General features: G+C 69.9%; 21 protein-coding genes. 17 read left to right on the top strand and 4 right to left on the bottom strand.

The annotated features are described in order from the left end of the window. Positions 1 to 16 precede the first annotated feature (16 nt). The gene (locus tag NO889_RS11710) at positions 17 to 1,504 is read right to left on the bottom strand and encodes a nucleotide-binding protein (protein ID WP_256412430.1); all 1,488 of its coding nucleotides are present in this window, start codon (positions 1,502 to 1,504) and stop codon (positions 17 to 19) included. A 148-nt stretch (positions 1,505 to 1,652) separates the two neighbouring features. Here NO889_RS11710 and ahaH point away from each other — a divergent pair, with 148 nt between their 5' ends. From ahaH to NO889_RS11645, 13 genes are all read left to right on the top strand, one after another. Next, a complete protein-coding gene (gene ahaH / locus NO889_RS11705) occupies positions 1,653 to 1,994 on the top strand; it encodes an ATP synthase archaeal subunit H (protein WP_256412429.1) in 342 nt (113 codons plus the stop codon). Between the two features lie 21 nt (positions 1,995 to 2,015). Further along, a complete protein-coding gene (locus NO889_RS11700) occupies positions 2,016 to 4,271 on the top strand; it encodes a V-type ATP synthase subunit I (protein WP_256412511.1) in 2,256 nt (751 codons plus the stop codon). A 190-nt stretch (positions 4,272 to 4,461) separates the two neighbouring features. Continuing rightward, positions 4,462 to 4,713 carry an ATP synthase subunit K gene (locus tag NO889_RS11695; RefSeq protein ID WP_066412079.1) on the top strand — a complete coding sequence of 84 codons (252 nt, stop codon included), beginning with the start codon at positions 4,462 to 4,464 and terminating at the stop codon, positions 4,711 to 4,713. Between the two features lie 21 nt (positions 4,714 to 4,734). Beyond that, positions 4,735 to 5,313: a V-type ATP synthase subunit E gene (locus tag NO889_RS11690; RefSeq protein WP_256412428.1), complete on the top strand. Its 579-nt coding sequence runs from the start codon at positions 4,735 to 4,737 to the stop codon at positions 5,311 to 5,313. After that, positions 5,310 to 6,356, top strand: a complete 1,047-nt coding sequence (locus NO889_RS11685; RefSeq protein ID WP_256412427.1) for a V-type ATP synthase subunit C — start codon at positions 5,310 to 5,312, stop codon at positions 6,354 to 6,356. Before NO889_RS11690 ends, NO889_RS11685 begins: the two co-directional genes overlap by 4 nt. Then, positions 6,353 to 6,682, top strand: coding sequence for a V-type ATP synthase subunit F (locus NO889_RS11680; protein ID WP_149784319.1), 330 nt, complete (start codon positions 6,353 to 6,355; stop codon positions 6,680 to 6,682). The genes NO889_RS11685 and NO889_RS11680 overlap by 4 nt, the downstream gene beginning before the upstream one ends. A 1-nt stretch (position 6,683) precedes the next feature. Beyond that, on the top strand, positions 6,684 to 8,456 hold the full coding sequence (locus NO889_RS11675) for an ATP synthase subunit A (RefSeq protein ID WP_256412426.1): 1,773 nt from the start codon (positions 6,684 to 6,686) through the stop codon (positions 8,454 to 8,456). 2 nt (positions 8,457 to 8,458) lie between these two features. Continuing rightward, a complete protein-coding gene (locus NO889_RS11670; protein WP_256412425.1) occupies positions 8,459 to 9,883 on the top strand; it encodes a V-type ATP synthase subunit B in 1,425 nt (474 codons plus the stop codon). 144 nt (positions 9,884 to 10,027) lie between these two features. Beyond that, the gene (locus NO889_RS11665; RefSeq protein WP_256412424.1) at positions 10,028 to 11,695 is read left to right on the top strand and encodes a helix-turn-helix domain-containing protein; all 1,668 of its coding nucleotides are present in this window, start codon (positions 10,028 to 10,030) and stop codon (positions 11,693 to 11,695) included. Positions 11,696 to 11,780: 85 nt separating this feature from the next. Next, positions 11,781 to 12,524, top strand: a complete 744-nt coding sequence (locus NO889_RS11660; RefSeq protein WP_256412423.1) for a bacteriorhodopsin — start codon at positions 11,781 to 11,783, stop codon at positions 12,522 to 12,524. Positions 12,525 to 12,611: 87 nt separating this feature from the next. After that, positions 12,612 to 13,442 carry a lycopene cyclase domain-containing protein gene (locus tag NO889_RS11655; protein WP_256412422.1) on the top strand — a complete coding sequence of 277 codons (831 nt, stop codon included), beginning with the start codon at positions 12,612 to 12,614 and terminating at the stop codon, positions 13,440 to 13,442. Positions 13,443 to 13,545: 103 nt separating this feature from the next. Continuing rightward, positions 13,546 to 14,247: a V-type ATP synthase subunit D gene (locus NO889_RS11650; protein WP_256412421.1), complete on the top strand. Its 702-nt coding sequence runs from the start codon at positions 13,546 to 13,548 to the stop codon at positions 14,245 to 14,247. An 82-nt stretch (positions 14,248 to 14,329) separates the two neighbouring features. Next, a complete protein-coding gene (locus NO889_RS11645) occupies positions 14,330 to 14,719 on the top strand; it encodes a DUF6276 family protein (protein WP_256412420.1) in 390 nt (129 codons plus the stop codon). 28 nt (positions 14,720 to 14,747) lie between these two features. Here NO889_RS11645 and NO889_RS11640 read toward each other — a convergent pair whose 3' ends face one another. Then, positions 14,748 to 15,128, bottom strand: coding sequence for a PLD nuclease N-terminal domain-containing protein (locus tag NO889_RS11640; RefSeq protein WP_256412419.1), 381 nt, complete (start codon positions 15,126 to 15,128; stop codon positions 14,748 to 14,750). A 154-nt stretch (positions 15,129 to 15,282) separates the two neighbouring features. On the opposite strand from NO889_RS11640, the gene NO889_RS11635 reads away from it, so the two are divergent. From NO889_RS11635 to NO889_RS11620, 4 genes are all read left to right on the top strand, one after another. Further along, complete coding sequence (locus NO889_RS11635) at positions 15,283 to 16,677, top strand: M28 family peptidase (protein WP_256412418.1); 1,395 nt, start codon at positions 15,283 to 15,285, stop codon at positions 16,675 to 16,677. Next, positions 16,674 to 18,728 (top strand): CocE/NonD family hydrolase, encoded by a 2,055-nt coding sequence (locus NO889_RS11630; protein ID WP_256412417.1) that lies wholly within the window; start codon positions 16,674 to 16,676, stop codon positions 18,726 to 18,728. Before NO889_RS11635 ends, NO889_RS11630 begins: the two co-directional genes overlap by 4 nt. A 156-nt stretch (positions 18,729 to 18,884) precedes the next feature. After that, positions 18,885 to 19,937 carry a succinylglutamate desuccinylase/aspartoacylase family protein gene (locus NO889_RS11625; RefSeq protein WP_256412416.1) on the top strand — a complete coding sequence of 351 codons (1,053 nt, stop codon included), beginning with the start codon at positions 18,885 to 18,887 and terminating at the stop codon, positions 19,935 to 19,937. A 60-nt stretch (positions 19,938 to 19,997) separates the two neighbouring features. Then, entirely contained in the window at positions 19,998 to 20,372 is a 375-nt protein-coding gene (locus NO889_RS11620) for a DUF192 domain-containing protein (RefSeq protein WP_379787673.1), read from the top strand. A gap of 24 nt (positions 20,373 to 20,396) precedes the next feature. Here the strand turns inward: NO889_RS11620 and NO889_RS11615 are convergent, their stop codons facing one another. Together NO889_RS11615 and NO889_RS11610 are read right to left on the bottom strand one after the other, a co-directional pair. Beyond that, on the bottom strand, positions 20,397 to 21,806 hold the full coding sequence (locus tag NO889_RS11615; RefSeq protein ID WP_256412414.1) for a PAS domain-containing protein: 1,410 nt from the start codon (positions 21,804 to 21,806) through the stop codon (positions 20,397 to 20,399). A 104-nt stretch (positions 21,807 to 21,910) separates the two neighbouring features. Beyond that, entirely contained in the window at positions 21,911 to 24,511 is a 2,601-nt protein-coding gene (locus NO889_RS11610; protein ID WP_256412413.1) for a DNA topoisomerase I, read from the bottom strand. Positions 24,512 to 24,574: the final 63 nt, after the last annotated feature.

Raw genomic sequence — 24,574 nt, 5'->3', positions numbered from 1 at the left:
CACGGTTCCGGTCGGCTCACCGGCCGAGCAACCGGCTGAAGAACCCGCCGTCGCCGTCCTTCCCGTCGCCCTCGTCGTCCCCCTCCGGACCGTTCTCCGCTCGATCGTCCTTCCCTCGATCGTCATCCCCCGTATCGTCGTCGTTCGCGTCTCGATCCGGGTCGTCCGCGCCGGTGAGCGCGGTCTCCATCGTCCCGGTGTCGTCGTCGCGGAACGGGACGCTTCCCGCGAGGTCGTCTTCGGCGTCCTCGTCGTCCACGTCGTGGTCGCCGGCGGCGGGGTCAGCGTCCGTCTGGGACCGCTCGGAGTCGTCGTCGACGTTCGTCTCCGCCGATCCCCCCGGCGACGGCTCGGCCTCCTCGATGAGATCCGGGCCGTTCGCGTCCCCGGAATCCTCCGTCGGCTCGTCGACGCCGGCCGCCTCGTCGTCGTCCGCGTCCTCGGTGTCAGCGATGGTCGCGTCCGCGTCGGTGACGCCGTCGTCCCCGTCGTCCGCGTCCTCGGTGTCAGCGATGGTCGCGTCCGCGTCGGTGACGCCGTCGTCCCCGTCGTCCGCATCTTCGGCGTCAGCGATGAGCGCGTCTTCCGCCCCCGCGACGGCGTCGTCGGCCGCGTCGTCCTCGTCCGCGGGGTTCACGACCTCGTCGCCCACGTCGTCCTCGAGGCGCTCGTCGATCTCGGCGTCCTCGTCGGCCGCGTCGTCCTCGTCCGTATCAGCCACCGGGTCCGCCGCCATCGGCTCCGGCTCCTCGACGTCGACGTCGGTCAGCGTCCGGGCCAGTTCGCGGTACGCACGGCTCGCCGGGGCATCCGGATCGAAGGTCGTGAGCGGCTCTCCGGCCGAGCTCGCTCGGGCGACCGTCGGATCCTCGGGGACCCGCGCGAGCACCTCCGTCGCGAGGATCTCCTCGACGATGTCGACCGTCGGGTCCCCCGCGTCGGCCGCTCCGTCGGGATCGCTCCGACGCGTCGACTCGTCCTCGTCGCCGCCGACGCGGGTGATCGCCGCGCCCGCGACGCGGCCGCCGATGCGCTCGGCGAGCTGTCGTGTCTTCTCCGTGTCGCCGAGCGCGCTCCGGTCGGGCGTGGAGACGAGAAGCGTCTCGTCGGCCAGCCCGATCGGCAGCGTCGAGTCGTGTGAGAGCCCCGCGCCCGAATCGAGGAACACCCAGTCGGCGTCCGCGAACGCCTCGATCACCCCGCCGAGTTCGGTCGGGTCGGCGGCCGCGTACGCGTCGAGGTCGGGGTCGCCCGGCACGACGCGCAGTCCGGCGGGCCCGTCGTGGACGGCCTCGGTCGGGTCCGCGCGCCCGGCGAGCACGTCGTGGACCGTCGTCTCGCCGGGGACCATCCCCAGCGCGTCGGCGAGGTTCGCCATGCCCACGTCGGCGTCGATCGCGACGACGTCGGCCCCGGCCTCCGCCAGGATCGTCGCTATCGCCGCGGTCGTGGTGGTCTTCCCGACGCCACCCTTCGCCGACGCGACCGCATACACCGTTGCCATACCGTCAGGGTCCGGCGACTCCTACTTAAATGTAGGCGGCGAGCCGGCGGATCTCGCGTTCCACCGCGCTCGCCGTTCTCCGCCGGCTCGCCGAGCGGTTCCGCAAACACCTTATACGTCGCTCGTGGACGTTCACGCGATCAGTAGAATGGCGAGACCAGAGGTGCTCGACCGGATCAAGGAGGCTGAAACGGAGGCGGACGAGATCATCGCGGAGGCGGAATCGGACGCCGACGAGCGCCTCGCCGAGGCCAGATCGCGCGCGGACGAGATCCGCGCCGAGGCCGAGGAGGAGGCGACGGCCGAGGCCGAGGCCCGGCTGGAGTCCGCCCACGAGGAGCTCGAGGAACGCCGCGAGGATATCCTCGCCGAGGGGCGCGCGGACCGCGAAGCGCTCGAATCGACCGCCCGCGAGCGGGTCGACGACGCCGTCGACTACGCGGTCGATCGGTTCGAGGAGGCGGTCAAGGGCCGGACGACGGGGGAATGAATGGCGCTTAGACCGGAGCAGATGAGCAAGGTGTCGGTGACGGGCTCGAAGCGCGTCATCGACGACGTGATCGAGGCGGCGTACGACCACCACTCCCTCCACGTCAGCGACTACGACGACCGCTACGAGGGCTTCGAACCCGGCACCTCCCTCGAGGGGGCCGAGGACGTCAACGAGCGGCTCGTCACGGTCCGCTCGCTCGAGAGCATCCTCGACGTCACCGCCGAGGACGCCGACGGGCCGGGGAAGCTCGACGACGACGCCCTCACGGCCGAACTCGAGGAGATCCGTGAGCGCGTCAACGAGCTCAACGACCAGCGCGACGACCTCCGCGCGGAGATCCGCGACCGTCAGGAGGAGATCGACCGGATGGAGCCGTTCGCCGAGCTCGGCATCGAGCTCGACCTCCTCGGCGGGTACGACTCGCTCGAGGTCGTCGTCGGCGAGGCGAAACCCGGCGCGGTCGAGGAGGCGCTCGGGGCGGCCGACGGCGTCGACGCCTTCGAGGTCTTCTCCGGCGGGAACGTCGTTGCGGCGTTCGCCGCGCCCGCCGACGGAGCCGAGGAGGGCGTCCTCCAGGACGCGCTCGTCGGCGTCGACATCGCGTTCCTCGAGGTGCCCGACGCGAGCGCGAGCCCGGCCGAGTACGTCGCCGAGCTCGAGGGCGAGAAGGCGGACCTCGAGGAGGAGCTCGAGGCGGTCGACGCCGAGCTCGAGGACGTGAAAACGGATGCCGCGGGGTTCCTCCTGCGCGCCGAAGAGCAGCTCACCATCGAGGCACAAAAGAAGCAGGCGCCCCTCTCGTTTGCGACCACCGAGAACGCGTTCATCGCGGAGGGGTGGATCCCGACCGCGACGGTCGCCGACTTCGAGGCGGTCATCGCCGACGCCGTCGGCGACCACGCCGAGGTCGAGGAGCTGGAGCGCGCCTCCTTTACCCCCGACGGCGACCACCACACCGAGGCGGTCGCCGACGGCGGGGCCGTCGGCGGCGTTTCCGCGGTCTCGGGCGCCGACTCCGCGGCGAGCGCCGGCGACGACGGCTCCGCCGCCGACCGTACCGACGAAGACGCCGACCGCGAGGCGGTCGCCGACGGCGGCCACGCGGCCCACGGGAGCGACGACCCGCCGGTCGTCCAGGACAACGGGGACGCTGCCGGCCCGTTCGAGCTGCTCGTTCAGGGGTTCGGCCGGCCGAAGTACTCCGAGTTCGACCCGACGCTTCTCGTCTTCCTCACCTTCCCGCTCATGTTCGGGTTCATGATCGGAGACGTGGGGTACGGGGTGTTGTACGCCGCGATCGGCTACTTCCTGTACTCGAACTACGAGGGGACGTTCCGCGAACTGGGCGCGGTCGCCATCTGGGCCGGGCTGTTCACGATCCTGTTCGGGATCTACTTCGGGATCGACGTCTTCGGCTACCACGCCTACCAGCTGCTCGGCGTCCACTGGCCGGTCGCCGGGAAGGGGCTCTCCCCGGCCGACCTGAACTGGGCGCTGTCGTTCCTCGTCGTCAGCGTGCTGTTCGGGCTGGTCCACCTGAACGTGGGGTACGTCCTCTCGTTCGTGAGCAACTACCAGCAGCACGACCTGAAACACGCGCTGTACGAGGGCGGCTCGTGGCTGCTGCTCCTCAACGGCGCGTGGGTCTGGATCTTCAGCCAGCACCTGCCGGGACCGAAGCCCGACTTCCTGTTCGAGTCGGTCTCGATCCTCACCCTCGGTGCCGTCTCGTTCGCCGGCTTCCCGGTCGTCGTCGGCTACGCCGGCCTCCTAGCCGCGGCGCTCGGCGCCGTCCTGCTCGCGATCGGCGAACCGGCGGAGCTCGCCGAGGTGCTCTCGCCCATCGTGAACGTCATCTCGTACGCCCGGATCATGGCGGTGCTGCTCGCGAAGGGCGGGATGGCGCTCGCGGTCAACCTGCTCGCGTTCGGCGCGTACATCGGCGACGGCGGTGACGGGAGCTTCCACTTCATCTTCACGCCGGAGTACCTCGCGTACATCCAGGAGCACTCCGTCGCGAACGGCGGCGAGTACGAGCTCGTCTTCGCCGGGCTCACGACCGCGTTCGAGCCGAGCGCCGTCGGGATCCTCGCTTTGGTGGGCGGCGTCGTCGTGGCGGTCATCGGCCACGTCGTCGTCCTGCTTCTCGGCGTCACCTCCGCCGGCATCCAGGCGGTGCGTCTCGAGTACGTCGAGTTCTTCGGGAAGTTCTACGAGGGCGGCGGCGACGCCTACTCGCCGTTCGGGTACGACCGTCAGTACACCGAGGAGTAGTCCGACCCTCGGGGTCGGAGCGTTTCGCTCTCGACGCCGACTTCCCCCGCTCGCCTCGTTCCCTAGAGCGTATTGTACCGCCCTTCTGAGACTCCTCACGGTGGTTCTCGTCGGTCGTTTTGGGAAGCTTTATGTCCACTGTGGCGGCAACTAGCAACTGTTCGGAGACGAGCAACCGGAACTACTACCAATGCTTGAAGCTACCAACGCACTCGGGAACGCCGTACTGTCCACCGGAGGAACGCTCACTGACCCCAGCGCCGCGGCCGCGCTCGCCGTCGGGCTCGCCGCCCTCGGTGCGGGATACGCGGAGCGGGGCATCGGTTCGGCTGCCGTCGGCGCGATGGCCGAGGACGACGACCTCTTCGTCAACGGGCTCATCCTGACGGTCCTTCCCGAGACGATCGTCATTCTCGCGCTCGTCGTCGTCTTCATCGTCTAAGCGGCACCCCCTTTCACACCAATGAGTTTGGAAACCGTCGTTGAGGACGTTCGAGACGAAGCCCGCGCGCGTGCGGAGGAGATCCGCGAGGAAGCCGACGCCGAGGCGGAGGAGATAATCGCCGAGGCGGAGGCCGACGCCGAGCGCATCCGCGAGGAGCGGCTCGCCGAGGTCGACCGACAGATCGACCAGGAGCGCGAGCAGACGCTCTCCTCGGCCAAGCTCGAGGCCAAACAGGAGCGGCTCGGCGCGCGTCGTGACGTCCTCCAGGACGTGTACGACGGCGTCGAGGCGGCGATCGCCGGCCTCGAGGAGGACCGCCGGCGCGAGCTGACCGAGGCGGCCCTCGACGCCAGTCTCGCGGAGTTCGACGACGACGCGGACGTCGCCGTCTACACCCGCCCCGAGGACGTCGACCTCCTCGAGGAGCTCGTCGCGGATCGGAACGCGCAGGTCGACGGCGAGGTCGACTGTCTCGGCGGCGTGGTCGCCGAGAGCGACACCTCCCGCGTCCGCGTGAACAACACGTTCGACTCGGTCCTGGAGACGGTCTGGGACGACGAGTTGAAACACGTCTCGGAGCGACTGTTCGACCAATGAGCGCCGCCGGCAGCTCGAACCCGGAGTTCGTCGTCGCGCGGGTTCGCGCCCGCCGCGGCCAGCTCTACGGGGACGAGGAGTACCGCAAGTTGGTCCGGATGACGCCCGCCGAGATCGCCCGGTTCATGGAGGAGTCGGGCTACGAGGCCGAGATCAACGCCCTGGGGAGCCGCCACGGCGGCGTCGACCTCATCGAGTACGCGTTGAACGCGAACCTCGCGAAGCAGTTCGAGGGGATCCTCGACTGGAGCGAGGGCGCGCTGTACGACCTGATCGCCCGGTACCTCCGGAAGTTCGACGCGTGGAACGTGAAGACCGTCATCCGCGGCGTCTACACCGACGCGAGCCAGGAGGCCATCGAGTCCGACCTCATCCGCGCCGGCGAGTTCGACGACCGGCGGATCCGGCGGCTGCTCGAGGCCGACTCGATCGACGCCGTCGTCGAGGTCCTCGAGGACACGATCTACGGCGACACCCTGCGGGAGGCGTACGCGGAGTACGAGGAGACGGACGTCCTCGTTCCCCTCGAGAACGCGGTCGACCGCGCCTTCTACGAGCGCCTCCTCGGCAACCTGCCCGGCGGCGAGCCGACCCGGCAGTACGAGGCGTTCCTCAAAGCGGAGGTCGACTTCCGGAACGCGACGAACGCGCTCCGGCTCGCGCGGTCGGGCGCGGAGATCGACCCCGCGGAGTACTTCATCGAGGGCGGCGAGCTGTTCACCCGCGACACGCTCGCCCGACTCGCCCGCAACGTCGACGAGCTCGTCGAGTACATCGCGGAGAGCGGGTACGCCGACGAGCTCGGTCCGGCGCTGCGCGAACTCGAGGAGGCGGACAGCCTCATCGCGTTCGAGCACGCGACCGACACCGCGCTGTTGGCGTACGGCGACCGGCTTGGCACGATCCACCCGGTGTCGGTGACGCCGGTGATATCATACATCCTCGCGAAGGAGCGCGAGGTGGAGAACATCCGCGCCATCGCCCGCGGAAAGGAGGCCGGCCTGTCGGCCGACGAGATCGAATCGGAGCTGGTGATAACATGAGCCAGGAGATCGCCGTCGTCGGCAGTCCGGAGTTCACCACGGGGTTCCGGCTCGCCGGCGTCCGCAAGTTCGAGAACGTCCCGGACGACGAGAAGGACGAGCGGCTCGACGACGCCGTCGAACGGACGCTCGAGGACGAGACGACCGGCATCATCGTGATGCACGACGCGGACCTCGATCACCTCTCGCGGGGGACTCGCGAGCGGGTCGAGGGAAGCATCGAGCCCGTACTCGTGACGCTCGGCGCGGGCGGCGCCGGCAGCGGCGGGCTCCGCGACCAGATCAAACGAGCCATCGGCATCGACCTGATGGAGGAGGACGACTAACATGAGCAAAGCAGAATCCACGGAGACCACCGGCGACGGTGTCATCCAGAGCGTGAGCGGTCCGGTCGTGAGCGCCCGCGACCTCGACGCCCGCATGAACGACGTCGTCTACGTCGGCGACGAAGGCCTCATGGGGGAAGTGATCGAGATCGAGGGCAACATCACGACGGTTCAGGTGTACGAGGAGACCTCCGGAGTCGGCCCCGGCGAGCCCGTCGAGAACACGGGCGAGCCGCTGTCGGTCGACCTCGGTCCGGGAATGCTGGACGCCATCTACGACGGCGTCCAGCGTCCCCTGGACGTGTTGGAGGGCAAGATGGGAAGCCCCTACCTCGACCGCGGGGTCGACGCGCCCGGCATCGACCTCGAGAAGGAGTGGGAGTTCGAACCGACCGTCGAGGTCGGCGACGAGGTCGGCCGCGGCGACGTCGTCGGGATCGTCGAGGAGACGGTCACCATCGACCACAAGGTGATGGTGCCGCCGGACGCGCTCGAGGAGGACGAGACCGCGGAGGTCGTCGCCATCGAGCCCGGTTCCTTCGACGTGACCGAGGCGGTGGCCGAGCTCTCGAACGGGACCGAGGTCTCGATGCACCAGGAGTGGCCGGTGCGCGAGCCCCGTCCCTCCGCGAACAAGAAGACGCCCCGGACGCCGCTCGTGTCCGGCCAGCGCATCCTCGACGGCCTGTTCCCCATCGCGAAGGGCGGGACGGCCGCCATCCCCGGCCCGTTCGGCTCGGGGAAGACGGTCACCCAACACCAGCTCGCGAAGTACGCCGACGCGGACATCATCGTCTACGTCGGCTGCGGCGAGCGCGGCAACGAGATGACGGAGGTCATCGAGGACTTCCCCGAGTTGGAGGACCCGGCCAACGGCAACCCGCTGATGGCCCGCACCTCGCTCATCGCGAACACGTCGAACATGCCCGTCGCGGCGCGTGAATCCTGTATCTACACCGGGATCACGATCGCGGAGTACTACCGCGACATGGGGTACGACGTGGCGCTCATGGCCGACTCCACCTCGCGGTGGGCGGAGGCGATGCGCGAGATCTCCTCGCGACTGGAGGAGATGCCCGGCGAGGAGGGGTACCCGGCGTACCTCGCCGCCCGGCTCGCGCAGTTCTACGAGCGCGCCGGCTACTTCGAGAACGTCAACGGGACGGAGGGCTCCGTCTCCGCGATCGGCGCGGTGAGCCCCCCCGGCGGCGACTTCTCCGAGCCGGTCACCCAGAACACGCTGCGCATCGTGAAGACGTTCTGGGCGCTCGACGCGGATCTCGCCGAACGGCGGCACTTCCCCTCGATCAACTGGAACGAGTCGTACTCGCTGTACAAGAACCAGCTCGACCCCTGGTTCCAGGAGAACGTCTCCGAGGACTGGCCCGAGAAGCGGCAGTGGGCCGTCGACGTGCTCGACGAGGAGACGGAGCTTCAAGAGATCGTTCAGCTGGTTGGCAAGGACGCGCTTCCCGACGACCAGCAGCTCACGCTCGAGGTCGCCCGCTACCTGCGCGAGGCGTACCTCCAGCAGAACGCGTTCCACCCGGTGGACACCTACTGTCCGCCCGAAAAGACGTACCTCATGTTGACGACGATCGAGACGTTCAACGACGAGGCGTTCGACGCGCTGGAGGCGGGCGTCCCCGTCGAGGAGATAATCGACGTCGAGTCCGTCCCGCGGATCAACCGGATCGGCGTCCAGGAGGACTACGAGGAGTACGTCGAGGAGCTGAAAGCGGACATCACCGAGGAGCTTCGGAGCCTCTACTGATCATGAAAGAGTATCAAACCATCACCGAGATCAGCGGCCCCCTCGTCTACGCCGAGGTCGACGAGGCGATCGGCTACGACGAGATCGTCGAGATCGAGACGGCACAGGGGGAGACGCTGCGCGGTCAGGTGCTCGAATCCTCGGAGGGCGTCGTCGCCATCCAGGTGTTCGAGGGCACCTCCGGCATCGACCAGAACGCGTCCGTCCGATTCTTAGGCGAGACGATGAAGATGCCCGTCACCGAGGACCTCCTCGGCCGGGTGCTCGACGGCTCCGGCCGCCCGATCGACGACGGCCCGGAGATCGTCCCGGAGGAGCGACAGGACATCGTCGGCGCGGCGATCAACCCGTACTCCAGAGAGTATCCCGAGGAGTTCATCGAGACGGGCGTCTCCGCCATCGACGGCATGAACACCCTGGTTCGGGGACAGAAGCTCCCGATCTTCTCGAGTTCGGGCCAGCCGCACAGCGAGCTGGCGATGCAGATCGCCCGGCAGGCCAGCGTGCCCGAAGAGGAGGAGGGCGGCGACGAGGAGGAGGGCTCGGAGTTCGCCGTCATCTTCGGCGCGATGGGGATCACCGCCGAGGAGGCCAACGAGTTCATGGAGGACTTCGAGCGCACCGGCGCGTTAGAGCGCTCCGTCGTCTTCATGAACCTCGCGGACGACCCCGCCGTCGAGCGGACGGTCACCCCGCGGATGGTCTTGACGACGGCCGAGTACCTCGCCTTCGAGAAGGACTACCACGTCCTCGTCATCCTGACGGACATGACCAACTACTGCGAGGCGCTCCGCGAGATCGGGGCGGCCCGCGAGGAGGTTCCGGGACGACGCGGCTACCCCGGCTACATGTACACCGACCTGGCGCAGCTGTACGAGCGCGCGGGTCGGATCGAGGGTCGGGAGGGCTCGGTGACGCAGATCCCGATCCTCACGATGCCCGGCGACGACGACACCCACCCGATCCCGGACCTGACCGGGTACATCACGGAGGGGCAGATCTACGTCGACCCCGACCTCAACAGTCAGGGGCTCGAGCCGCCGGTGAACGTGCTTCCCAGCCTCTCGCGGCTGATGGACGACGGCATCGGCGAGGGGCTCACCCGCGCGGACCACGGCGGCGTCTCCGACCAGATGTACGCGGCGTACGCGGAGGGTGAGGACCTCCGCGACCTCGTGAACATCGTCGGTCGTGAGGCGCTCTCCGAGCGCGACAACAAGTACCTCGACTTCGCGGACGCCTTCGAGACGGAGTTCGTCGACCAGGGCTTCGACACGAACCGCGATCTCGAGGAGACCCTCGAGATCGGCTGGGACCTCCTCTCGATGCTGCCGAAGGAGGAGCTCAACCGCGTCGACGAGGAGTACATCGAGGAGTACTACCGCGAGGACGACTCCGAGCGCGAAGTCGTCGAAGCCGCGGACTAACCTTCGGTCCCTTTTCGTCGTCGGTGCGGCCGCGAGCGGTCGCGCCGTCTGCCGAACCGTCGGCTGAACATCGACCGCACCGTCGACCGCGAACCCGCGGCGTCCGACCCCCCACGTTTTGGTCGTTCGATGCCATGCAGCCACATGACACGGTCGGAGCACTCGGGCGGCGACACGAAGCCCGAACGAGTGACACGCGAGGCCGCCCGGACGATGTCGGCGAGCGCCGAGACCGTCGACGAGGCGTTGAAGACGCGGGTGATGGACGAGGCTCCGGTCGGGATCACGGTCGCGGACGCGACGCGGCCCGACATGCCGCTGATCTACGCGAACGCCGCCTTCGAGCGGATCACCGGGTATCCGCCGTCGTACGCGGTCGGCCGGAACTGTCGGTTCCTCCAGGGGGAGGAGACGCGCGACGCGCCGGTGGAACGGATGCGCGCCGCCATCGAGGAGGGAACGGCCACGACGGTGGAGCTGCGGAACTACCGACGCGGCGGCGACCTGTTCTGGAACGCGGTGACGCTCGCGCCGCTGCGGGACGAAACCGGCGAGGTAGCCTACTACGTCGGCTTTCAACAGGACGTCACCCCCCGGAAGCACGCCGAGCGGGCGGCCGCGGACCGGGCGGCGCGGATCGAACGCGAGCGGCTCGCCCAGGAGCGCCTGCTCGAGCGGCTCGACGGCGTCGTCGCCGACGTCACCGAGGCCGTGACCCGCGCGTCGTCGCGGGCGGAGCTCCGGGAGGCGGTCGTCGAGAGCCTCGCGAACACGTACGTCGGCACGTGGATCGGGGGGTACGACCCCGCGACCGAGACGGTCCTGCCGGAGGCCGCGGGGGGAACGACGGAGCCGGACGTCGAGGACCGGGCGGTGGCGGTCGATGACCCCGGCGACCGGACGGTCGACCGCGTCGTCGCGGAGGCGGTGGACGGCCGAGCCGTCCGTCTCGCGTCGCTCGAGGCGGAGGGGCCGGACGAGGCGGCCGCCGTCGCCGGCGTGCCGCTCCACTTCGGCGAGGCGACCTACGGAGTCGTCGCCGTCTACGTCCAGACCGAGGAGTTCCGGGACTACGAGCGCGACGTGTTGGCGGCGCTCGGACGGACGATCGCGATCGGGATCAACGCGCTGGAGAGCCAGCGGACGCTCCGGGGCGACGAGGTCGTCGAGTTCCGGCTCGAGATCGGCGACCACCCGCTGGCCGCGTTCGGGGAAGCGCTCTCCTGTTCGCTCCGATACGCCGGGACCGTCGGCGACCGCGAGGAGCGGTCGTTCCTGTTCGAACTCGACGACGCCGACGGCGTCGACGCCGAGACGATCCGCGCGGCCGGGAGGGACGCGGGCGTCACGGTACACGCGGTGTTCGCGGCGGCGACCGAGACGCCGGTCGTCGAGCTGTCGGTCGGTGAGTCGCCGCTCGAAGAACTGCTCAGGGAGTACAGCGGCGAGCTCTGCGGCTGGAGCGTCGAGGGAGGCGTCGCGATCGCGACGGTCGAGGTCGGGCGGGAGACGCTCGCCCGATCGCTCGCGAACGACGCGCTCGATCGGTTCGAGAACGCGGATCTCCGCAGCTACCGCCGGCGGGAGCGACGCCACGAGACCCGCCGCGAGTTCGTCGCCGAGATCGAGTCGCGGCTGACCGACCGCCAGCGGGCCGCGCTGCTCCGCGCGTACACGAGCGGATACTTCGAGTGGCCGCACAAGACGACGGGCGAGGAGCTCGCCGACTCGATGGGCATCGGCCGGTCCACGTTCCACCAGCACCTGCGGGCGGCGTACCGGAAGATCGCGACGGCGATCTTCGACCGGTGACCGGTCGAAGATCACTGGGGGCTCGGTTACCAAACTGGTTGTGTACGCTGCTTAGTATTCATTAAATCATATATACAATTGGATCATGACGGCAACACCCGGAGGCGAAGCGCTGTGGCTGTGGATCGGGACGTTAGGCATGTTCCTGGGGATGGTGTACTTCATCGCCAGAGGTTGGGGAGAAACCGATAGGCGGCGTCAGGAGTTCTACATCGTCACGATATTCATCACCGCGATCGCGTTCGTCAACTATCTCGCGATGGCGCTCGGGTTCGGGTTGACGACGGTGAACCTCGGCGGCGAGGAGCTGCCCATCTACTGGGCGCGGTACACGGACTGGCTCTTCACGACGCCGCTTTTGCTCCTCGACCTCGGCCTGCTCGCCGGAGCCAACCGTAACCAGCTCGCGTCGCTGGTCGGGCTGGACGTGTTGATGATCGGTACCGGCGCGGTCGCGACGCTGTCGACCAGCGCGGCAGTGCTCTCCGCGGGCGGAACGCGCCTCGTCTGGTGGGGCGTCTCGACCGGCTTCCTGCTCGTGTTGTTGTACATGCTGTACGGCTCGCTCGACGAGAAGGCGAGCGAGCTGTCCGGCGACGCCGCGTCGACGTTCAGCACCCTGCGGACGCTGATCGTCGTCGTCTGGCTGATCTATCCGGTCTGGTGGATCCTCGGCACCGAGGGGCTCCAGATCGTCTCGCTGAACATCGAGACGGCGGGCTTCATGGTGCTCGACTTGGTCGCGAAGGTCGGGTTCGGGCTCATCCTGCTGTCGAGCCGTGAGGTCCTCGACGCAGCCGGCTCGGCGGCGGCGAACCCCGCGGACTGACGGCGCCCGAACCGCTCGAGAGAGCCACCGATCCCGAGGGGCCGTGGCCGACCGACCCGCCACGCCCCCCGCAACGACGACCCCACGATGATCCCGTTCACCTACCTACAGTTCCACCTCGCGTTCCTGGTTCCGGCCGTGCTGTTCCTGATCGCGACCGGCTTCGTGAGCCGGTCGTCTGCCGTCGGAACGACGGCCGAACGCCTTCACGGCTGGCGACACTACTGGGCGGGGGTGGTGGTGATCACGGTCGTCGCGCTCGCGTACACGACCCCGTGGGACAACTACCTCATCGCCAGGGGCGTGTGGTGGTACGGCGACGGCCGGACGCTGTTTCACCTCTGGCACGCGCCGGTCGAGGAGTACCTGTTCATCGTCGTCCAGCCGTGGCTCACGGCGCTGTGGCTCGCGCACTTCCACGGTCGGGCCGAGTGGCCCCGGACCGCACGTCCGGTCGCATGGCGGGTCGTGGCGGTCGGTCTCGCGGTCGGGATCGGCGTCCTCGGCTGGTGGCTGCTCGGATCCGGCGAGGGGTTCTATCTGGGTGCGGTCCTCGCGTGGGCCGCGCCGGTGTTGGCGCTCCAGTGGCTCGTCGGGGCCCCGCAGCTGTGGGCGCGGCGGCGCGCCGTCCTGCTCGGGACGCTCGTCCCGACGCTGTACCTCTGTGTCGCCGACCGGATAGCCATCGAGTACGGGATCTGGGTGCTCTCGGAGCGGTACACGACCGGGATGGCCGTCGCCGGACTCCCGATCGAGGAGGCGACGTTCTTCCTCGTGACGAACCTCTTCGTCGTCCAGGGACTCGTTCTCTACCGACTGGTGACGGTTCGGTTTGCCGGGCGGGCGATCGCCGGGCGGACGGCCGTCGACGCCGCGACGGGAGCGCCCGAGAGCGACCCCGACGTCGGCGTCGACTGACGCGGCTGATCGACGGGAGACGGCGGAACGCGCGGCGTTCCGCGGCCGCGTCGTCGGCGAACAATAAACAGTTAACAGGCTCCGTCCGCAACCGTTCCACAAGATGGCAAAGGACGTCAAACCGACCCGGAAGAACCTGATGGCGATCGAAGACCGGATCGAGCTCTCCGAGCGCGGCCACGACACGCTCGAACAGAAGCGTGACGGTCTCATCATGGAGTTCATGGACATTCTCGATCAGGCTCAGGACGTCCGGTCGGACATGGCGGACGACTACGAGACCGCCCAGCGCAAGATCGACATGGCCCGCGCCATGGAGGGCGACGTCGCGGTCCGCGGCGCGGCCGCGGCGCTGAAAGAGCATCCCGAGATAACCACCCAGTCGAAGAACATCATGGGCGTCGTCGTCCCGCAGATCGAGTCCTCGAAGGTCAAAAAGAGTCTCGACGAGCGGGGGTACGGCCTGCTCGGCTCCTCCGCGCGCATCGACGAGGCCGCCGACGCCTACGAGGAACTGCTCGAGTCGGTCATCCTCGCCGCCGAGGTCGAGACGGCGATGAAGAAGATGCTCGAGGAGATCGAGACGACGAAACGCCGCGTCAACGCCCTCGAGTTCACCCTGCTTCCCCAACTGTACGAGAACCAGGAGTACATCGAACAGAAGCTCGAAGAACAGGAGCGCGAGGAGATCTTCCGGCTCAAGAAGATCAAGGCGAAAAAGGAGGAGGAGGAGGCGAAAGAGGAGGCCGAAGTCGAGGCGGCGGCCGCCGCCGGCGCGGTCGAGGAGCCCGAAGCGGCCGACTGATCGACCCACCGCGTCGATTTCCCCTCCCCCTCTCGCTCTCTTTCATCCCGACCACCGACACGCGTTCGTCCCGACCACCGGCATGACCTGTCCACGCTGTTCCGCGCCCGTCGTCGCGTTCGTCGTTCCCCCGGCGCTTCGCGACCACGCGCCCGCCGACGAGACCGCGATCTGTACGCGATGTCTCGGGACCGTCCCCGCGGCCGACGCCGGAGTCGAGACGATCCCGGAGGGTCCGCCCGACCTCGACGCCGTCGATCCGGCGTTTCCCGACGGCGACGCCGGGATCGCGCTGGCGCTGCTTTGCGGTCACCTGGAGTCGTTCGCGCTGTCCCGCCCGTCGATCGAGGCGCTCGTCGAGCGCGCAGAGCGGAACGGGGCGGACGTCTTCGTCTTCCTCGACCGGCTCGACGCCGACCGCGCGGCCTTCGATCTTCAGCGCCGCCGAACCGCCCTGTTGGACCTGCTCTGATCGATCGTCCGGTCGACGCGGGCCGTCCTCAGAGGTCGACGCCCGGCGGGTCGTTCCACTCGTCGCCGTCGCCGTTCTCGCTTCCGTCGGGCGCCCGGTCCCCGCCGTCCGCGCCGTTCCCGTCGTCGGCTCCCGTTCCGCCGGGATCGATCAGTTCCTCGCCGCGTCTGGACTCGTGGACCGCGAAGGTCGCACCCCGCGCGTACGGGTCCTCCTCGGGGTCGTAGTCGCGTTCGTCGCGCTCGAAGAGGTACGCGAGGAAGCCGAAAAACGGAACGACAAACGAGACCGCGGCCCACTTCCGCGGGTCCATCCCGCGTTTCGGTGCGTCGACGTACGCGTACGCCGCGAACGCGGCGAGCCACGCGAGCGGGAGTCCGACCAGGATGGCGGCGAGGAAGGGTTCCATACGCTCGCTTCGGCCCGACGGACATAACTTCCTGGGTCGGTCCGACGCCGACGGCCGCGCCGACGCGCCCGGATCGCCGTTCGACCGGGATCTCCCGGCAATCCCCCCGGCGTCCCCACATAATCATATAGCGGAAGCGCCAGTGTGCGAGTGTATGACGACTTTGCCGTCCGAGACCGTCGGTGACGCGTACACGGATTCGACCGCCTGGGAGCTGCTCGCCGACCTCTCCGATCTCGGCGATCGGATGCCGGGTCACGAGGGCGAGGCCGCGGGGGCGTCGCTCGTCGCCGACGCCTTCGAGGAGGCGGGCCTCTCGGAGGTCTCGACCACGGAGTTCCCGATCCCCGGCTGGTGGCGCGGGGAGGCCTCCCTGACCGTCGATCACGACGGCCGAACGACGAGCTTCGGCGGGAGCCACGAGCTCGTCGAACTGCCGGGGACGCCCTCGGGAGATGTCACCGGCGAGATCGTCGACATGGGGTACGGCCTCCCCGAGGACTTCGAGGACGTCGACCTCTCGGGCTGTATCGCGATGGCCTCGAGTCTCACCCCCGACGACTACGGCCGGTGGGTCCACCGCAGCGAGAAGTACGACTACGCGGCCGAGTCGGGCGCGGAGGGGTTCCTCTTTTACAACCACATCGAGGGGTCGCTGCCGCCGACCGGAGACATCGGTCACACGAACGGGCCGGGACCGATCCCGGCCGTCGGGCTGAGCAAGGAGCTCGGCAGCCAGCTCGCGCGCCACTGCGACGAGGTGGAGGGCGAGGGCGGCATCGAGGCGACGCTCTCCGTCGAGGCGCGAAACGAGCCGGCGACCTCCGCGAACGTCGAGGCGGTCGTCGGTCCCGACACCGACGAGGAGGTGTTGTACACCGCCCACGTCGACGCGCACGACGTGGGGGTCGGCGCGAACGACAACGGCTTCGGCTCGGCGCTCGTCGTCGGCGTCGGCCGCGTGCTCGCGTCGATCGAGGACGACCTCGAGACGCGGGTGCGGCTCGTCGTCTTCGGGGCCGAGGAGACCGGCCTCTACGGCTCGTACTACTGGTCGCACACCCACGACCTCGACCGGGTGAAGTGCGTGCTCAACGTCGACGGCGCGGGCTACTCGCGGAACCTCGAGATCTACCCGCACGGCGCGTCGGGGCTCGGCGAGGCGTTCGAGGAAGTGGAAGCGGAGTTCGACGTGCCGATCGTCGTCGAGGACGGGCTGCGTCCGCACAGCGACCACTGGCCGTTCGTCCAGCGCGGCGTCGCCGGCGGCCAGGGGCGATCGACCGCGGAGGACAGCGGGCGCGGGTGGGGCCACACCCACGGCGACACCCTCGACAAGCTCGACGTCCGCGACCTCCGCGAGCTGACGGTGCTGTGTGCGGCCGGCGTCGCGAAGCTGGCCGAGGCCGACCGCGAGATCGAGGGACGCGACCCCGAGTCGGTGAGAGAGGAGACGATAGAGGAGGGCCACGACGTCGGCATGAAGGCGACGGACTCCTGGCCGTGGGGCGAGGAGCGGCCGTGGCCCTGGGCTGACGAGCTGGAGTGACCGGGGAGATCGCCCGCCACGAGGGGATCCGGATCCCGATCGGCGACGAGACGGTCGCCGCGACCCGCTACGAGCCGGTCGACGACCCCGGCCCCTCACCGGCGCTCCTGACGTACGTGCCGTATCCCCAACAGGACAGCATCACCTACGGCGCGTACGACCCGCTCAACCGGTACCTCGCCGCCCGCGGCTACGAGGTCGTCGTCGCCGACATGGTCGGAACCGGCGGGTCGACGGGGTTCATCGAGGAGCCGTTCACTCGCCGCGAAGGCCGTGAACCCGCCGCGATCGTCGACTGGCTGGCAGACCGACCGTGGACGACCGGCCGCGTCGGGATGTTCGGGAAGTCCTACGGCGGGATCACCGCGCTCGACGCCGCCGCACAGCGGCCGGACGCGCTCGAGGCGATCGTCCCGATCCACACGCCGTTCGAAGGGGTCAGGAACGCGTACACCTACGGGGGGCTCTTCGAGTTCCTCACCATCGGGATGGATTGGCTCACCCTGATGCAGGCGCTCGACGCGAAGCCGCCCTCGGACCCGGCCGGCGACCCGGCCTCGCTCGACGCGTGGCTGGCGCGACTCGACCGGCTCGACGACCGCGACCCGTGGCTTTTCCAGTTCCTCGACGCCGGTCCCGACGGGACGTACTGGGCGGACAAGACGATCCCGGTCGAGCGGATCGACGTGCCGGTCCTCGCGGTCGACGGCTGGCGTGATCCGTACACCACCGACACGCTCCGGTACGTCGACCGGATCGACGCGCCCACGCGGGTCCTCCTCGGACCGTGGCGACATCGGATGCCACACCGCGGCCGCGAGTCCGCGATCGACTTCCGTCGGCAGGTGGCCGACTGGTTCGATCGGTTCCTCCGCGGGGAGCCGACGGGCGCGCTCGATCACCCGAGCTACCGGATCTGGACCGAACGCGACGGGGGCGGGACGACGGCGGGTCGCTGGCGCGGGCTCGACGCGTGGCCGACGCTCGGAGGGTCCGGCGACCGCGTCGCGTTCGATCTCGCGCCGAACGGGCTCGCCGCTCCCGCGGGCGACGGATCGAGCCCCGAGAGCGACGGGGCGGGTCGCGCCAGCGACGCCACCGAGGGGATCGACCCGGCTGAAGCCGCGTTCGCGGAGCCGGCCGCCTTCGTCTGCGAGCCGGACCCCACGGTGGGGCTCGCCTCGGTCGACCCGTACGGTGCCGCGATCGCCCCGCCGATCACGAACGACGACGACGCGCGGACGCTGACGTTCGACGGCGAGCCGCTCGCGCGGCCCGTGGAACTCACGGGATCCGGCGAGGTCTCGCTGCGGGTCGAGTCTCCGGTCCCGGACCCGACGATCGTCGTCCGACTGGTCGACGTCGATCCCCGCGGTCGGGGACGGACGGTCACGCGCGGCGCGGTTCGCGGGGACTTCCGTGACGGACTCGACTCACGAGACCCGCTTCCGACGGGCGAGGAGGTGGCGGTCGCGGTCGCGCTGGAGCCGACCTCGCACCTCTTCGAGGCCGGCCATCGGATCCGGGTCGCGGTCGGAAGCGCCTGCTTCCCCGAGGTGGCTTCCCTCTCCCGATCGAGCGACGTGACGACTGCCCCCCTCACCGTTCGATCGAGTCCGGCGGCTCCGTCGCGGCTGCGGTTCCCCGGTCGCCGTCACGACACGGTCGATCCGACGTTCGCGGACGCGGTCCGGATGGCGGGCCCGGACGAGGGATCGATCCCCGCACACGCCGAGCGCGCGACCGGCTCGACCGAATGGGAGACCTCCCGAGCCCACGTCGCGGGACGGGTCCGCGCCGTCAAGTCGAGCGAGAAGCGCGTCGACCTCCCCCACGGCACGTTCCGTTCCGCGTCGACGCACGAGGCGACGGTCGACGCCGACGCCCCGGCGTCGATCGCGGCGCGGAACGAGCATCGGCTGACCGTCGAGAACGACCTCGGCGAGTTCGTCGTCGAGGCGACGAACCGGATCGCGGAGGACGAGTGCCGCGTCCGGACGACGGTTGCTCACGACGGAACCACGCTGTACGAGGGCGAGTGGACCCGGTGACGCCCCGTCCGCCCGCCGAGTTCGCGTCCCCGCCCGCTTCCGGGACGCCGTGTCCCCGCCCGCTCGCCGGAGCACGTACACTCATGTCGCCGCGGCCGCTTCCTCCGACGTGATGACCTCTCGAGACGGCACACGGCGATACCGCGGAGGGAACCGATGAAGGTCGGCACGGCCGAGGCCGCTCCCGGCGAACGGGCGACTGGCCACCGGGCCGTCACGGGGCTGCCGACCGGCGGTTCCGAGGAGCTCCCGGTGACGGTCCTCAACGGGGCCGACCCCGGCCCGGTCGTGTGGGTGACGGGAACGATCCACGGCGACGAGCCCACCGGGATGGCGGTGACCCACGCCGTCGCCGACCGGGTCGACGTCGCCGACCTCGCGGGCGCGGTGGTCTGTCTGCCGATCATGAACCCCGCGGGGTTCCGGACCAACTCGCGAACCGCCTACTACCACGGGGACGACCCGAACCGCTACTTCGGCCGCGAGGACGCCGACGCGGAGGCCCCGCCCCGCGTCCAACAGGTCGTCTGCGAGCGGATCTACGGGGACATGCGAGAGACCGCCGACGCGATCCTCTCGTTACATACGTCGTGGGTGGCGACGCATCCGTACACGATCCGGCCGCGGGTTCCCTACGGTGAAGACCGGAGCGTGTCGGACGCGGCGGTGCTCCGCGACCGGCTCGTCGAGCTCACCGATGCCTTCGGGCTGCCCGTCGTCAACCAGTATCCGCCGGGCGAGACCGCGACCCGCGACCTTCAGCACTCGCTCACCGGGGCGGCCGTCGCCGACGGGATCCCCGCGTTCACCCCGGAGCTCGGCGGTCGGCTCGTCGTCGAGCGCGACGTCGCCGCGGCCGCCGTCGACGGCACGTGGAACGTCCTCCACGCGCTCGAGATGGTCGAGGAGGCCGCCGACCGGCACCCCGAGCTCGCGTTCGATCACGACGGCCAGCTCCGGCGGTTCGACGGCCCGCACGCCGACGTCGCGGGCATCGTCCGCTATCGGGCGACGGAGGGTCAGTTCGTCGAGGCCGGCGAGGTCGTCGCCGAGATCCTCGACCCGCACGGCGAGGTGAAACGCGAGGTCGAAGCCGAGCGCGACGGGTACGTCCTCAGCCGGCGGGAGCGCGCCGCCGTCTACGAGAACGACGCACTCTACGACATGGCGGTTCCCGACGGGGACCCGCTTCTGATCGAGTCGGCGTAGTCGCTCCGTCCGGCCGCCGCCCCGTTCGACCCACCGGGCTATTTATTCACTGCCGCCGACGTGCCCGACGTGCGACTCGTTCACCGACCCGACCGAGGTTCGCCCGCGACCCGCGAGCTGCGGACGCTCGCGCGCGACGTCGACGTGGCGCGCTCGCGGCTCGCGCAGGCGCGCGGGCTGATGTTCCGCCGGTCGATCCCCGACGACTACGCGCTCGTGTTCCCCTTCGAGGAGGTCGATACTCGGTGGCTCCACATGCTCTTCGTTCCGTTCGCGATAGACGCCGTCTGGATCGTCGACGGGGAGGTCACGAGGGTGAAGCGGCTCGCGCCGCTCGTCGGGCTCGCCCGCGGCGAGGCCGACACCGTCGTCGAGCTGCCCGCGGGGGCGGCGGACGGGGTCGAGGTCGGCGACGAGATCGGATACCGAGAGTGAGCCGGGGAGCGGGCCGCGCTCCGCTCACTCCCCGTCGGGCACCCGGAGGCCGAGCTCGATCCGGCTCCCGCCGCCCGTGCTCTCGGTGATGTCGAGACGGCCGCCGCCCGCGGTGACGACCCAGTGGACGTACCACAGCCCGAGGCCGCTCGTGTGTTTCAGCTGCGTCTCCTCGCCGGTGAGCACGGCGCGTTCGGCCGGCGGGATTCCGGGCCCGTCGTCGGCGACGACGAGCGAGACCCACGACTCGCTCGGGAGCTCCGCCGCCGAGACGCGCACGCTCGGCCGGTCGGCGTCGCCGTGGCGGATCGCGTTGTCGAGGAGCTCGCCGAGCGCGTCCGGAAGCCGATCGACGCCGGTGACGGTGATTCCGGGGGGAACGTCGACGTCGATCTCGGCCGACTCGCGGAACGCTACGGGAAGCGACTCGAGCGCGGCCGACACGACTCGCGACAGCGGGAGCGGCTCCGGTTTCGGCTGCTCGGCGAGCAGCCGCTCGACCTTCCGGGCGCTCTCGCCGAGACGGAGCAGCCGCCCGGCCGTCTCGACCACGCGATCGAGCTGTGCAGTCACCTCGGGGTCGTCGACCGCGTTTCGAGCCTGCTCGGAGAAGCCGGTCACGACGTTGAGGTCGTTCCGGAAGTTGTGTCTGAGCACGCGGGTCAACACCGCGAGCCGCTCCTCGCGGACCGACTCGTCCGTGCGGTCCTCGCCGAGTACGACGGCCCCGACGACCTCCCCGTCGTCGGTTACCGGTCCCATCGTCAGCCGATAGGGAACCTCCTCGCCGGAGCGCGTCAGGAGCGTCGCCTCGCGCTCGACGACGGTCCCGTCCCGATAGACCCGCGTCAGGCCGTCCGAGACGGCCGACCCGTCGTCGTCGAACAGGTCGGCGAACTCGCGACCGCCGAGGTCGCCCGCGTCGTAGCCGACGTCCGCGCTCGCTCGTTCGTTCCATCGATCGATCGTCCCCTGCGTGTCACACCGAAACAGCGCCATCGGGAGCGTCGACGCGACGGCGTCGAGGGTTCGAGCGCGCGAGCGGTTCCCCCGCTCGGCGCGGACCCGCGCCGTCACGTCGGTCGCGACCGCGATCAGCCACTCCCGTCCCGCGAGCGCCGTCGCGTGTGCGCGGAGGCGGATCCGCCGCGTGTCGCCGTCGACCGCGACGTCGACCTCCGCGGCGACCGACCCCTCGCCGGCGGCGAGTCCCGAGAACGCGTCCGCGACCGGTTCGCCCGCGATCGTCGCGCCCGACACGGCGAGGTCCGACAGCCCCGACAGCGTCAGCGCCGACGGCTCCCGCGAGAGGAGCATCGTCGCCGCGTCGTTGACGGCGCGTATCGCGAGGCTCTCGGGGTCACACGCGAGCGCCGCCTCCGGGATCGCCCCGACGAGCGACCGGGCGAGCGCGACGTCGTCCTCGCGAGCCATGAATACCGACGGGAGTACGCCCGAACGTATATGATTGCGTGTTCTCCCGAGCGGTGCCGTCGACGGGAGAGCCGGCGGCTCCGCCCGTTCCGTCCTTCGCGCCCTCAGTCCGCCTTCGCCTGCCAGTCGCGGACGGTGTCCGCCCCCACGCCGTCGACGTCGCCGGCGAGATCGTCCGGATCGGCCGATTTGAGCTCGCCGATCCCCTCTATTCCCGCGTCCTCGAGCTTCTCGGCGGTCTTCTCGCCGATACCCTCGACGGTCTGGAGCTCGGAGCCCTCCTCGCGCGCACGGAACTCCCGGTAGTTACAGATCGGACAGCCGAGCTCCCACGGCTCGTCGCCCGAGTGGACCCGGAGGTGCGGGAGGTCGTGCTCCTCACACCGCTCGTCGGTCACCTCGATCTCGCCGCGGCGGGGCAGCGGCAGCGAGTAGTCGCAGTCGGGGTAGCGCGTACAGCCGACCAGTCGGGAGCCCGAGCGGAGCCGCTTGATGGCCAACTCTCCCCCGTGTTCCCGACCGCAGTCCGGACACGCCCCGATCACTTCGTCCTCGGCCTCGTCGGCCTCGTCGGCCTTACACCGCGGACAGCCGTGGACGAACGTCTTCCGGCCGGCGAGCATCTTCACGTGGTGGAGGTCGTGGTCCGCACAGGTCTCCTCGAGGATGAGCGGCTTTCCGGTGGAGGGAAGCGGGAGGGTGTACTCGCAGTCGGGATAGCCGTCACAGCCGACGAAGTACGAGCCCGCCCGTGACTGCCGGACGAGGAGGTCGGAGCCGCACTCCGGACACGGACCGAGCGTCTTGTCCGCCTTCAGCGACTCCTGGAGCTGGTCGCCGATCGCCTCGCGCGACTCGGTGAGGTCCTCGAAGACGCGTTCGAGCAGCTCGCGGGAGGCGGCGGTCACCTCGTCGTACCCCTTCTCGCCCGCGGCGATCGCCTGCATGTCGCGCTCGAGCTGGGCGGTCATCTCCTCGCTCACGACGTGTTCGGCGAACCCCTCCGCGGCCTCGACGACGGATTCGGCGAGCCGGGTCGGCCGCGGCGGGTCGCTCTCGACGTAGCCGCGGTCGTACAGCTTCTCGAGGGTGCGGTGTCTGGTCGCCTTCGTCCCCACGCCGCGTTTCTCCATCTCCTCTATCAGCCGCGACTGGCCGTACCGGCGGGGGGGCTGGGTCTCCTTGGCCTCCGTCCGCCGGCCCGAGAGCGCGAGCGTCTCGCCGACCTCGACGTCCGGGACGATCCGCTCGTCGCTGGAGCGGTAGGGGTACACCTCGTGGTAGCCGGCCTCGAGCAGGCGCTTCCCGTTCGCCTTCAGGCGGAGCCCGCCGTCGGCGGCGAGTTCGGGGGTGCCCTCGGCGTCCTCGGGATCCCGGAGCGCGGCGACCGGGTCGGCCCCGCTCGCGATCGCGGTCGCCTCGCCGTTCGCGAGCGCGACGACGCGCAACCGTTCCCACTCGGCGGCCGGCGCGCAGGTGGCCAGGAAGCGGCGGACGATGAGCTCGTACACCTCGCGCTCGTCGTCGTCGAGGTCCGACGCGCCCGGCAGGTCGCCGGTCGGGTGGATCGGCGGGTGGTCGGTGGTCTCCTCGTCGCCCTCGGTGGGCTCGATCTCTCCGTCCTCGCGTTCGAGCAGGGAGGCGGCGTCCTCGCCGAAGGTCGCGGACGCCTCGAGCGCCTCGAGCAGCTCTCGAGGGTCGAGGTCCTCGGGGTACACCGTGTTGTCTGTCCGCGGGTAGGTGACGTAGCCGGCGGTGTACAGCTCCTCGGCGATCGACATCGCGCGCTGGGCGGAGTAGCCGAGCGACCCCGCCGCGCGGATGTACGCGGTCGTGTTGAACGGGGTCGGCGGCTCGTCGGTCCGCGTGCGGCGGCGCACGTCGTCGACGACGGCGTCCTCCGCGGCCGCGAGCGCCTCGGTCAGCGTGTCGGCGACCGACTCGTTCCAGACCCGCTCGGCCTCGTTGCCCGCGTCGTTCCGGAAGAAGTACTGCGCCTCGAAGGGGTCGCCGCCCGCCTTCGAGAGGTCGCCGAACAGCTCCCAGTACTCCTCCGGGTCGAACGCGCGGATCTCCCGCTCGCGGTCGACGATCAGCTTGAGCGTCGGTCCCTGGACCCGCCCGACCGAGATGAAGTCGTTGCCCAGTTGGCGGGCGGACAGGGAGAGAAAGCGGGTGAGCGCCGCCCCCCACGTGAGGTCGATCACCTGGCGGGCCTCGCCGGCGGCCGCGAGGTCGAAGTCGAGGTCGTCGGGGTCCGCGAAGGCGTCTTTCACCTCGCGTTCGGTGATCGAGGAGAACCGCACCCGGTCGATCGGGGCGTCCTCGTTCACCTCGCGAACCAGCTCGTACGCCTCCTTGCCGATCAGCTCGCCCTCGCGGTCGTAGTCGGTGGCGATCGTCACGCGGGAGGCGTTTCGCGCGAGCGTCCGGAGCGCGCTCACGATCCCCTCCTGGGTCGGCGTCTTGTGGACCGGCGCGTCGATCAGCTCGACGGGCTCGACGTCGCGCCAGTCGCTGTACTCCGGCGGGAAGTCGACGCCGACGACGTGGCCCGAGAGCCCGATACATCGCTTGCCGCCCCACTTGTACACGTTGACGTCGTTCTTTCGCTCCGCCGTCGCGGAGCCGCCGCTCAGGATCTCGGCGATCCGTCTGGCGGCGTTGTCCTTCTCCGTGATTATCAGTTCGGGGCCGCGACTCATTGGAACTGGGTACGCCGCTCCCGCGTCTAAAGTTTTCGCGACGCGCCGTGAGAACTGCCCGCA

This window comes from Halorubrum rubrum (assembly GCF_024494685.1).
Taxonomy (GTDB): domain Archaea; phylum Halobacteriota; class Halobacteria; order Halobacteriales; family Haloferacaceae; genus Halorubrum; species Halorubrum rubrum.
This window is presented reverse-complemented; position numbering and strand designations above follow the sequence as displayed.